Source organism: Corynebacterium aquilae DSM 44791, from assembly GCF_001941445.1.
In the GTDB taxonomy this organism is placed as follows: domain Bacteria; phylum Actinomycetota; class Actinomycetes; order Mycobacteriales; family Mycobacteriaceae; genus Corynebacterium; species Corynebacterium aquilae.
In genome coordinates, this window is sequence record NZ_CP009245.1 from 1874679 (window position 1) to 1886428 (window position 11750).

General features: G+C 59.7%; 10 protein-coding genes. 7 read left to right on the plus strand and 3 right to left on the minus strand.

Features of this window, described 5'->3' with window-relative positions:
• Window positions 1–81: 81 nt before the first annotated feature.
• Entirely contained in the window at window positions 82–1260 is a 1179-nt protein-coding gene (locus CAQU_RS07890; protein ID WP_084562922.1) for an esterase/lipase family protein, read from the minus strand.
• A 230-nt stretch (window positions 1261–1490) separates the two neighbouring features.
• Between CAQU_RS07890 and CAQU_RS07900 the strand changes: the two genes are divergently transcribed.
• A complete protein-coding gene (locus CAQU_RS07900; protein ID WP_075726715.1) occupies window positions 1491–2522 on the plus strand; it encodes a glycerate kinase in 1032 nt (343 codons plus the stop codon).
• A 346-nt stretch (window positions 2523–2868) separates the two neighbouring features.
• Here CAQU_RS07900 and CAQU_RS07905 read toward each other — a convergent pair whose 3' ends face one another.
• On the minus strand, window positions 2869–3267 hold the full coding sequence (locus CAQU_RS07905; RefSeq protein ID WP_075726717.1) for a hypothetical protein: 399 nt from the start codon (window positions 3265–3267) through the stop codon (window positions 2869–2871).
• Between the two features lie 134 nt (window positions 3268–3401).
• Between CAQU_RS07905 and CAQU_RS07910 the strand changes: the two genes are divergently transcribed.
• The 3 genes from CAQU_RS07910 (at window position 3402) to CAQU_RS07920 (ending at window position 9169) form a co-directional block, all read left to right on the plus strand.
• Window positions 3402–4751 (plus strand): DUF4921 family protein, encoded by a 1350-nt coding sequence (locus CAQU_RS07910; protein WP_075726719.1) that lies wholly within the window; start codon window positions 3402–3404, stop codon window positions 4749–4751.
• Window positions 4752–5092: 341 nt separating this feature from the next.
• Window positions 5093–6361, plus strand: a complete 1269-nt coding sequence (locus CAQU_RS07915; RefSeq protein ID WP_075726721.1) for an amidohydrolase — start codon at window positions 5093–5095, stop codon at window positions 6359–6361.
• Between the two features lie 408 nt (window positions 6362–6769).
• The gene (locus CAQU_RS07920; protein ID WP_075726723.1) at window positions 6770–9169 is read left to right on the plus strand and encodes a glycogen/starch/alpha-glucan phosphorylase; all 2400 of its coding nucleotides are present in this window, start codon (window positions 6770–6772) and stop codon (window positions 9167–9169) included.
• 91 nt (window positions 9170–9260) lie between these two features.
• Here the strand turns inward: CAQU_RS07920 and CAQU_RS13100 are convergent, their stop codons facing one another.
• Window positions 9261–9896 carry an acyl-CoA thioesterase gene (locus tag CAQU_RS13100; protein WP_245797231.1) on the minus strand — a complete coding sequence of 212 codons (636 nt, stop codon included), beginning with the start codon at window positions 9894–9896 and terminating at the stop codon, window positions 9261–9263.
• Between CAQU_RS13100 and CAQU_RS12955 the strand changes: the two genes are divergently transcribed.
• The 3 genes from CAQU_RS12955 to CAQU_RS07935 all read left to right on the plus strand — a co-directional run bounded on the left by CAQU_RS12955 (window position 9895) and on the right by CAQU_RS07935 (window position 11702).
• Window positions 9895–10158, plus strand: a complete 264-nt coding sequence (locus CAQU_RS12955; protein ID WP_211276112.1) for a hypothetical protein — start codon at window positions 9895–9897, stop codon at window positions 10156–10158. The genes CAQU_RS13100 and CAQU_RS12955 overlap by 2 nt on opposite strands.
• A 12-nt stretch (window positions 10159–10170) precedes the next feature.
• Entirely contained in the window at window positions 10171–10398 is a 228-nt protein-coding gene (locus tag CAQU_RS12960) for a GNAT family N-acetyltransferase (protein ID WP_211276157.1), read from the plus strand.
• Between the two features lie 161 nt (window positions 10399–10559).
• On the plus strand, window positions 10560–11702 hold the full coding sequence (locus tag CAQU_RS07935; RefSeq protein ID WP_075726725.1) for an MFS transporter: 1143 nt from the start codon (window positions 10560–10562) through the stop codon (window positions 11700–11702).
• Window positions 11703–11750: the final 48 nt, after the last annotated feature.

Genomic DNA, 11750 nt, shown 5'->3' on the forward strand with positions numbered 1-11750 from the left:
TGCTGCACCCGGTGGTGGGGGCAGTTCGGGTGGGCGTTACAGATACCATTCTGCCGTTCGATAGAAATTAACGCAAGTCGCCTAGCCCAAGGTGTAAGACACCGCATCCCGCTTCGTGGGATAAAAACCGAGTTTTCGCAGGTTATCCGCCACAGAAATATCCCCCATCCACGCCCCCAACGGCACCCGCGGACAGGCCACCCCCACCCCCACAGAACCCAACTGCTCAGCCGTTTTCCCCTCCAGCAACGCCACCACCACATCAATCGCAGTGGGGTTATAGGGCAAAAACATATGCCCACCCAAGTTGCCCGGACACACATCCTGAATCCACACATGACTTCCCGGACGCGACAACAACTCCTGGTTTTTCCCCTCCGGCATCATCTCATCGAACCGCGTACCAATCGTGTACCCCACAACCCCCTCCGGCAGCTCCCCACCAGCATTCAAACCCTCCACAAACGCACTACCGGCCACCAGCTCCAGCAACGCCGGCGAGACAAACGCCTGCCGCAGCCACGCCGGCAACACATCCACCATCGGCGCCAACCCATAAAACGACCCACCCCGCGTCGGCGACGCCAACCCAATAAAGCCATGCACCTGCCCCGGGCGGGCATGCCACTTCATCCACGCCCGCGCCACGCTCGCCCCCTGAGAAAAACCAATCACATCCACCTGCTGGGCCTTGGAACTCGCCATCGCGGCTCCCACCAACTCATCGACCTGCGCGGCAGACTGCTCCATCGGCTGCCACCCAAAACCATCGCCCTTTTTCGGACCCAAGCCATAATCCAGCCCAAAAACACACCACCCACGATCCACCAAAACAGGCCCCAACAGGGAATAATCCTCATAGAACGTGGAATCCGTGCCGTGCAACAACACGATCGCCCGTGGGTGTGCTGCATCCACCCGACAGTTCGGATCATTGGTTCCGCGCGGCTTTAACACCGGCTCCGGGGAACGCATCCGCAACCATTTCGCCTCCGCCAGGTTGTGTGCCTCCGGCCCATCCACCCCCACCGCACGCACCGGCCGCGCCTGGCCTTCGGCCCCCAACTCATCTCGCACCGTCGCCTGCGCGGGCAGCGGTGCCACCACCATTCCCACGGCCGCCACCAACACAACCAACACAACCAACGCAACCAACACCGGCCGCACAGCACTTCTAACCCCCACCGGCGGCAAACTCCAACCGCACACCCGCTTGCCTGCACGCCGCCTATCAGCCCCACCAGCTGGCAACTTCATCATCGAGCTCAACCTCTCATCCACTCCAAGCAGCGCATCTGCACAACACACAGGAAACAAACGCTGTGAAAAATAATTAAACAAAGACACACAACTTCAGGCACAACCACTGGGAAAACCCGCCGAAAAAGCGCTGTCTTCACGCACCGTAAAGCTAGGTAGGCTAAAAGTTACCAACACCACGCTCACGGCGTGCTCAGCTGCGCCGACCACACCAATCAGGACAACACACAGTGAACTATCTGCCCATCGCCTTCGCACTCGAAAAACTCGGCGACCTGACTCCCGGCGCCCTCGTCGAATGCGTCGACGCCACGATGGAATCTTTCGACACCATCGATTATGACGCCATCGCCTACGATCTTGTCTCCCAAATGACCGGCGATGAGATCACTTGCCCCACCGTCACCGCCGACGGGCGACTCACCGAGGCCACCTACCTGTTGGCTTCTTTTGAGGCTGAAGACGACAATGGCCAGCCCCAGCCGGCCGAGCTGCAGGCAGTCATCGACTGCGCACCCCTGACCCAGGAAAGCGAAGGCGACACCTACGGCGTCGGCGTGCTCATCGCCGACGCGCTCAGCCGGGGTGCCACCACCATCGCTTTGCTCACCGACGGGGTACACACCAGCGATGGGGGCACCGGCATCCTGGTTGCCCTCGGCGCACAGTTCTACACCGATGACGGCCGCATGGTTGCCCGCGGCAAGGTTGAAGACATCGCCACCATTGATGCCGCCCAGTTCAACATGCAAGCACTCGGCGCCAATTACCTCGTGCTCGGTGGCGCGGACGCGCTGCTGCCCGCCCCCACAAACTGCGCACAGGTCTGCAGCGTCCTCGACGTCGACGGCACCCAAGTCGGCATGGGGGCCGGCGGCGGTATCGGTTTGGCGTTGTCGTGGATTCGCCCCGACGCCGAGCACATGATCGCCCCCAAAGCGCTCTACATCGCCAACCTTGCCGGACACCTCGACCCCGATGTTCTTGCGATCGCCGTCGTCGATGAGATGACCGCCGAAGACATCACCGACCCCGCCACCGCGATTGGCGCGCTAGCAGCCGGCCAGGTTCCCATGATCGTGGTAGCCCGCAGTGTGCCCGCCGCCTTCGGCAAGACCGGCATCATCGCCAACATGCCCGTTCCCACCATGGTCGTCGAAGACACCACCACAAAAGCGGTCACCCAGACCCTCACCCAAGCAGTCCAGCACTTCCTCCGCGCCCAAGACGAAGCCAACGCTGCCCCGGAAGATCCCGCCTAAGCCGACAACGGGCAACAGACCACGACAGAAAAACCACCAGGCGCCCCCAAGGGCTGTGTGCCGCAAGCAGGAAAACCAGCAGCTCACAGCCAGATCCCCTGCGTGGTTTTCCTGAGAGGCCTGCACAGATCTTGTGCAATGAGCCCGGCATGACGCTTAAAAGCCACTGCCGGTCATGCCACTGTGACACCCAAAAAAGCTCGGCGAGTACAAACAGCACCTACGGGCCTTGGGTGTTACACGGTCTTCGCAGGAGCCCACGCGGATCTTCACCCCTGCTTCAACGGCGCCGACTAAGGCCTGGCACGCGAAGATGGCCTGGCCAGCCCACCTGGCAAACTTACGACTAGGGGCGAACCGACACCGTCCACGGGTAGGTGTCAGGAACCTCAAACAATTCATCGTTTTCACGCAAAGCAGCCTCCCCCGGCAGGGTTGCCGGTGGAGTCAGCAGACGAGCAAACCACATCGTCAATTCATTGAGGCTGCCGGCGTACCCCTGCGGCGACAGCGTGATGTCGTATACATCGGCGTCTTCCAAATCCATCTCGTCGTGCTGCTCGCGATAAATGGCGCGCAGCTGCTTATCGACCTCTCCCCCGCGTGCACGCGATTCGGCGGCGACAACGCCACAAGAGTCGAAACGGCCCTGAGCAGCCATGGCCGCTGAAAGGTTTTCGAACTGTGCGACCAGGGAGTCGAATTCGGTGGTGGGCACCAGTGCGGTGAAAATGATGGAAGGCATGGCACACACCTTATCCCACCACCACGCCAGGTGTAAGGGTGTCCTTAGACACAAGGCTTGCGGTTTCTAAAAGCCCAGTTAAGGGCGGTATCAGTCCTGCTTCAGCCGCGAAAAAGACTAGAATTGAAAACACTATGACTTCCTCGCTCCACGCCCGCCACACCCCCATGCAGACCATGGCGGACGGCACCATCAAACAGGTCAACCCGTTCTCCGGCACTGAAGTCTGGACCGTACCCGGTCGCGGAAATCGCCCCCTGGCCTCCAATCTTCCAGAACCCACCATGCTGGAAGCCGACGCCAACGCCACCACCTGCGCTTTTTGCACCGACAGGATGCTGGAAACACCCCCAGAAAAATCCCGCATGGTCTACACCGGGGCAGACAATGACCTCGATGGTTTCGACATCATCCAAGGCGTGCTGCCAGAGGAGCTTCACGCCACAACTCCCCTTTTCCGCCGGGTACCCAACCTGTTCGAAATCGTATCTTTCGATTACTGGGAGAAAAACTACGGGCGAGAGATGACGCCGCAGCAACAAGCGCGCATGGATGCCTACGTCAACGCCCCCGGGGGCTTCGAACACGTGAAGAAAATCGTGTCCACCAAAATGAAGGCCGCCCACACCACCGATGCCGACATTGCTGCGCTTTCCCGAGAAGATATCCTGCAGGCGTCGCGGGCCTTTTTCGCCGGCGGACACGACGTGATCATTGGTCGCCGCCACTATCAAGAAGACGCCGTCGATTCCACCCAACTGGCATCCTCCGGCTCCCTCAGTGTTGCCGAGCACCGCGCCCTGATCCGCTTCACCATCGCCGCCGCTGCAGATCTCTACGCCTCCAATCGCTACGCCCCCTACGTTGCGATTTTTCAAAACTGGCTCAAACCGGCCGGCGCCAGCTTCGACCATTTGCACAAGCAACTAGTCGCCATAGATGAGCGCGGCTTCCAGGCAGAGGAAGAAATCACCCGGCTGCGGGCAAATCCGAACATGTACAACGAGTGGGCCGTCGACTACGCCGGCTACCACAACCTCATCATTGCCGAAAACGACCACGCCGTGGTTTTCGCCGGCTTCGGGCACCGGTACCCAGCCTTGGAAGTTTTCTCCAAATCCGCCACCCCGGAGCCCTGGAAACAAACCCCCGCAGAGGTGGCAGCGATGGCCGACCTCATCCACGCCTGCCATGCGGCAGCAGGCCCCCACGTGCCCTGCAACGAGGAATGGCACCACAAACCCATCGACCTGGATATCCCCATGCCCTGGCGGGTGGTCATTAAATGGCGCGTGTCGACCCTGGCAGGCTTTGAGGGAGGAACGAAGGTGTATCTAAACACCATCTCCCCGCAAGACGCCCGCGATCGTATGGTCTCCGCCATGTATCGCCTACGCGACGAGGGAAAAATCGCCGCCGATATCCGGATTGCTACCGAATGCACGGTGGAAAGAAACAGCCTGAAATACAACCCCCTGCTGTAGGAGAAAAAGGCCCCAAGCCACCGGCGAGTAAGCAGCTGCCATCTGGCCGGTGTATCTGCACATACTCGTGCAATGTGCCATCGCTAGCGCTAAGTTAGTCCCTAGCGACCTCGGGTGCGTCGCAGCACACGTCGCTGTGCTAGCGCTGGACAAACAGCGCCCGGCGCATCCTGGCACGTTGCCCATTTGCGTTGAGCCTCCTGGGTTAAAAACCCATATGACTCAACAGCTTTTCCCAAAACCTTTTTCGATGATTTTTTCATAGCCAACCCCCAAAAGACTCCGCGCCGACTGCGCGTGGTTATAACGGGTGTCGTTGGAGTTAGGCACAACAAGCACACATGACTGCATATACCGCGATTTCACAACTTCTCGACAACCACGGCGTCGATTTGTCCTGGCAACAAGGGCTCTATGAGCATTTACACGCCAATCCCGAGTTGAGCCTGGAAGAGGAACAAACCGCCGAACGCATCGCGGAAAAACTCTCCGAATTTACCTGCCAAGTGGTCCGCAACATCGGCGGCCACGGACTGGTAGGAATTTTTAGCAACGGTCCCGGGCCGACGGTGCTGTTTCGCGCAGACTTTGACGGGCTACCAGTAACCGAAACTTCTGGCGCCCCGTACGCTTCCACCAAGGTCGTCACCCGCGTCGATGGCTCCACCACCGGGGTGATGCACGCCTGCGGTCACGACATGCACACCACATCTCTGTTGGGTGCCTGCGCCATCCTTGACGCCCGCCGCGATGCCTGGTCGGGCACGTTTATTGCACTGTTCCAGCCGGCTGAAGAAATCAGCGCCGGTGCGGAAAACATGGTCAACGCAGGCCTGGCAACCAAGATTCCCACCCCCGATGTGTGCCTGGGCCAGCACGTCATTCCCGGCCCAGCCGGTCACGTGATGACCATGCCGGGGCCAACGCTTGCCGCCTGCGACACCATTACCGTCACCCTGTTCGGGCGCTCCGCCCACGGCTCCATGCCGCATAACTCTATCGACCCCACCTACCTGGCCAGCCTGATCGTGGTGCGGTTGCAGGGCATTGTCGCCCGCGAGGTCTCCCCCTTCGATTTCGCCGTGGTTTCCGTGGGCACCTTGTCTTCCGGAAACACCAACAACACCATTCCGGCGGAAGCCACCCTGGTGTTGAACTGCCGCTTCTACTCGGAAGCTGTGCGCGACAAAGTGTATGCGGCCATCGAACGGGTGGTTCGGGCTGAAGCCGCAGCCTCCGGGTGCGAGAAAGATCCAGTGATCGAATGGTCCTGCCACGGTGAGCTCACCGACAACGACCACACCGCCTTCGAGACGGTGCGCCCCGTGTTCGATGAAGTCTTCGGCGAGGATTCCGTCAACGCCACCCCGTGGACGGCCTCGGAGGACTTCTCCAATATTCCGCGGCACTTCGGCTGCCCCTACCTGTTCTGGATGGTTGGTGTCACCCCGCGGGCCCAATGGGACGCCGCGGTCGCCCAAGACCGAGTAGCCCAACTGATTCCCGGCAACCACATGGGCGATTTCCTCCCCGACTACGAGCCCAGCATGCGGGCGTGCACGCTGGCCGCGACAGCTGGAGTGTTGGCCTACCTGGCGCCGAAGGCCTAACACAGCACACAGCCTAAAGAGTAAAGAAGTCTCCAGGGAATACACTGTTTTCTTCCGTGGGGACTTCTTCGCTTGTTGCGGTGGTGTTCGCACGGCCCACACTGGAGTCGGTATGTGTGCGGGCGCTATTGCCTTCAGCACCCAAGTACGGGTGTGACCTGCACCAAACTTGCGGGGTTCTAGGGGGTACTGCTGGGGCACTTTTTCACGCTGGCTACTAGGCTGGAGGGCTGTTGCGTCGTCATGTCCCCAACCCCGATTGTTGGTTGGGACGATAGCCTCGAGCCTCACCCGCATCCGGCGGGAGTAGCTGGCACAGCGGCGCCATACGCCGCTGCACGCTGTAGACGTGGCCACAACGGACTGCGTGCGCACAAGCTCACCCACAATGTAGGAAGTACTTCTCGTATGACTGAAAATTCCCATCCCCGCGCCCTCGACGCCAGCACCGTCGGTGGCTATGTTCGCTCCTATTCCGGTGTGATCCCGCAAGACGCCACGAACCGTAAATTCTGGTTCGGCCTGTCCGCCTCCGTGATGGAGCAGCTCGCCGACAACTGGGAGAAAACCACCGCTGCCTACCGCGCCACCCGCCAGCAGCACTACTTCTCTGCAGAGTTCCTCATGGGCCGTGCGCTGCTGAACAACCTCACCAACCTGGATTTGGTGGAAGAGGCAAAAGCCGCGGTGGCCGCCAATGGTCACGAGCTGGGCGATGTCCTGGAAGCTGAAAACGACGCGGCACTGGGCAACGGTGGCCTGGGCCGTCTGGCAGCCTGCTTCCTGGATTCCTGCGCCACCCAGGATCTTCCGGTCACCGGCTACGGCATCCTCTACCGCTACGGCCTGTTCAAGCAGAACATTGAGTCCGGTTACCAGGCAGAAGAACCCGATGCGTGGATGGAGGACGGTTACCCCTTCGTGGTGCGCCGCGAGGAGCAGGAACGCGTCGTCACCTTCGACGACATGGTCACCCGCGCGGTTCCCTACGACATGCCGATCACCGGCTACGGCACCAACAACGTCGGCACCCTGCGCCTGTGGAAGGCTGAGCCGCTGGAAGAGTTCGACTACGACGCCTTCAACTCCCAGCGCTTCACCGACGCCATCGTCGAGCGTGAGCGCATCAACGACCTGTGCCGCGTTTTGTACCCGAACGACACCACCTACGCCGGCAAGGTGCTGCGCGTGCGTCAGCAGTACTTCTTCGTGTCCGCCTCCCTGCAGGCCATGATTGACGCCTACATCGCCGAGCACGGTGAAGATCTGTCCGATTTCGCCAAGTACAACTGCATTCAGCTCAACGACACCCACCCGGTGCTCGCCATTCCGGAGCTGATGCGCCTGCTCATGGACGAGCACAACCTGGGTTGGGATAAGGCCTGGGCCATTGTCCAGCAGACCTTCGCATACACCAACCACACCGTGCTGGCCGAGGCCCTGGAGCAGTGGGAAGTTTCCATCTTCCAACAGCTGTTCTACCGCGTGTGGGAAATCGTGCAGGAAATCGACCGTCGCTTCCGAGAGGAACTGCGTGGCCTCGGCGTCGACGAGGGCACCATTCACTACCTGTCCCCCGTGCACGACGGCAACGTCTACATGGCGTGGATCGCCTGCTACGCCGCCTACTCCATCAACGGTGTGGCCGCGCTGCACACGGAGATCATCAAGGCAGAAACCTTGAAGCAGTGGCACGACCTGTGGCCGGAGAAGTTCAACAACAAGACCAACGGTGTCACCCCGCGCCGCTGGCTGACCATGTGCAACCCACGCCTGGCCGACCTGCTGACCCGTGAGCTCGGCAACGACGCGTGGGTGACCAACCTGGATGAGCTGAAAAAGCTCACCTCCCGCGCCGACGATGATGCGCTCATGGATGAGCTGATGGACATCAAGGCCGCCAACAAGGCCGATTTTGCCGAGTGGATCCTGGAACGCCAAGGCGAAAAGATTGATCCCTCCTCCATCTTCGACGTCCAGATCAAGCGCCTCCACGAGTACAAGCGCCAGCTGATGAACGCCCTGTACATCCTGGACCTGTACTTCCGCATCAAGGATGGCGAGCTCGACGTCAACGACGTTCCGAAGCGCACCTTCATCTTCGGCGCGAAGGCTGCCCCGGGCTACGTGCGCGCCAAGGCCATCATCAAGCTGATCAACGAGATCGCCCGCCTGGTCAACAACGACGAGGTTGTCTCCAAGGTTCTCCACGTCGTGTTCGTGGAAAACTACAACGTCTCCCCCGCCGAGCACATCATCCCGGCCGCCGACGTCAGCGAGCAGATCTCCACTGCTGGCAAGGAAGCCTCCGGCACCTCCAACATGAAGTTCATTATGAATGGTGCACTCACCCTGGGCACTCTGGATGGCGCGAACGTTGAGATTGTCGACGCTGTTGGCAACGACAACGCCTACATCTTCGGCGCCAAGGTTGAGGAACTGCCGGCGCTGAAGGCGTCCTACAACCCGCACGCAGTCTACGAAAACACCAAGGGACTCAAGCGTGTTCTCGACGCGCTCGTCGACGGCACCCTCAACGACGACCACTCCGGCGCTTTCCATGATCTGCGCGGCAGCCTGCTCGACGGCAACGGCTGGGAGACCCCGGACGTGTACTACGTCCTGGGCGACTTCGAGTCCTTCCGCGAGACCCGCGACCGCATGGCCGCCGACTATGTCGCCGACCAGCGTGCTTGGGCCCGCAAGTGCTGGATCAACATTTGCGAATCCGGTCGTTTCTCCTCTGACCGCACCATTAGCGACTACGCCCGCGAGGTGTGGAAGCTGGAAGCTACCCCGATCAACTAAGAGTCGATCGCCCCGATAGCCCACGTCCCGCCGACGTCCCAGCACCCGCTGTGACGTCGGCGGGTTTTTTATAGCCCCAAATTGAGCTCAACTATTCACCGGGCGCCGAGTACAGGCTCTCCAACCGCCGCTTGAAAGCATCATCGATGGGTTCCGGTCGCTTCGTGGCCGGATCCAAAACCACGATGGTGCTAGTGGAAAACACACGGGTAGTTCCTTCCTGTACCAGTTCATGACTGACCTGATAGGAGGTGCGCCCAATGCGGGAAATCCACGCGTAGCCATCCACGATGACCGGACCGTCGTCGTCCGAGTGGTAGTTCAACTCGTCGTCGTATCTGACTTCCAGCGTGCGCACGACCCGAGGATCACCGTGCGTTGCGCCCGGTTCCCACAGCGTGCCCGAACGCACGCGTAATTCCTCCAGCAACGTCACAATCGTTGCATTGTTCACGTGGTGATTCGCATCCTGATCCGACCACCGAAGCTCCATCGAGACGTGAACCGCCTCGGCGGGAACACTTTGTGGGCGTGTACTCACATCAGCCCCCTTCTTGAGATCTGCTTGGAAAAGTTTCATCGGGGGAAAACCAGCGTTGACGCAAGATTTCTCCCCACACCACAAGAAAATGTGGCGCAGCTTACTTTTTCTAACGTACCGTTGTTGACGCTTATTCACATCGTTTTTTGCCGCCATCGGCTCCGGCTTCGTTAATATCTTCCCCATGAGCGACCTGACTTTGCGTCGACTGCGCCCGGAGGACGAAGACGCGGTGCGGGCCATCCACGAAGAATTTAAGAAAGACAATTTCAAGTTCCTCCTGTTTGACGGCACCTGGCCGGAGGTTTTAGCAGCAGAGAGGAAGTACACCGAAGGTGTCAACCTCCCCAGTCACCGGGTTTCCGCAGATTTTTTTCTGGCCGTGCGCGATGACACCATCGTCGGGCGTGTTTCTATTCGGCACCGACTTAACGACAATCTGCTGTAATACGCCGGCCATATTGGATACGGCGTCGCGCCCGCTTTTCGCAATCAGGGAATTGCCACCGAAATCTTGCGACTCAGCATTGACAGGCTCCACGCAATGGGTACCCACCGCATTCTTGTCACCTGCGACGAAGACGACATCGCCTCGCGGAAGGTCATCGAAAAATGCGGTGGCGTGGAAGACGATGCGCCCCGTTCGCCTCGCTACCCGTCGACGGTTCGCTATTGGATCGACTCCTAATCCAGTGTGAGGCCACCCTGGCGCCTTCGTACGCAACCGAAGCGATACCCCGGTAAGGACGGGTGATTTTCATGCGGACTCCCCTGGGATAGTCTCGGGCCATGCGAGCCTGCGCTCGCCGAGCACTACCACCGAGATTGGCGAGGAATTGGGAGTCAACGATGACTGTTTTTTCACCTCGACTGCGGTTGAGCACGGTGTATCTCGGTGGGTTTATCGGGCCTTTCACCGGGCAGGCCATCGCGGCGATTTTGCCGAGCGTGTCGCGCACATACGGCATTAGTGTGGCGCAGGCGTCGATGGGTATCACCATGTATTTGGCACCGTTTGCGCTGACGATGCTTTTTTCTTCCGCGCTGGTGAAAGATCTTGCTCTGCACAGGGTGATTCGTTGGGCTTATGTGGTGATTACTCCTGCGGCTGTGTTGCAGGCATTCGGACAAAAATGGGCTGTGTTTTTGGCACTGTGCGCGGTGATGGGGGTGTGTAATGCTTTCACCACTCCCCTGTTTCAGATCATCCTTAAGTCTGTGGTGCCTGCGGATCGCTTGGGCACTGCCTTAGGCACGTATGCTGCGATGCAGTCTTTGGGACTTTTGAGCGCGCCGCTGGTGGCGGGGTTTCTCGCCGAGAATTTTTCGTGGCAGTACATCTATCTGATTGTGGCGGTGTTGTCTGGCTGGGTGCTGTTGGTGGGTGCGCCGTATGCGTCATTTTCGCATCGGCAGTCTGCACAAGGCGAGCGGATGAGGTGGGGGTCGACGATGGTGTTTTTGTTGACTTGTTTTGTTATTGGTTTGTGCGTTGTTGGCGAAGGCTTCATGGTGGCGCTGTTTGTGGGTGACTTTTTTGGTTTAACTCCTTCTGCGGTCGGCGTGGTGGTGGCTTTGGGTGGGGCTGCTGGTTTTTTGTTTGTTCGCTTAATTGGCCGTCAGGCGGATCGGCGCGGTCCGGTGCCGGTGTTGATTGTGGCGAATGTGGTGGGCGCTTTCGCCATGGGGGTTATTCCTTTTGCCCCGGTGGTCGCTGTTGCCGCTGCAGGGTGGGCCTTGGCGGTTCTTGCTGGTCAAGGTATGCAGATGAGCATTAATATGCTGGTGTTGCGTAGCCCGGGTGGCGCGTCGTTGATTTCTACGGTGCAGGCGTTTCGCTTTATCGGGGTGGCGGTGGCGCCGGTGGTGTTTTTGCCGTTGTACTTGTCGCATCCCGTGGCAGCGTTTTCAATGTGTTGTGGGGCTTTGTTGGTTGCGGCGCTGGTCAACGTTGGTTTGGCTCGTTGGGGAGGTGTCGCCGTCAAACAGTGAAAGGATAGAGTTTTTTGCTGCTGCAGTAGTGCGACTTCGTCGGCGTAG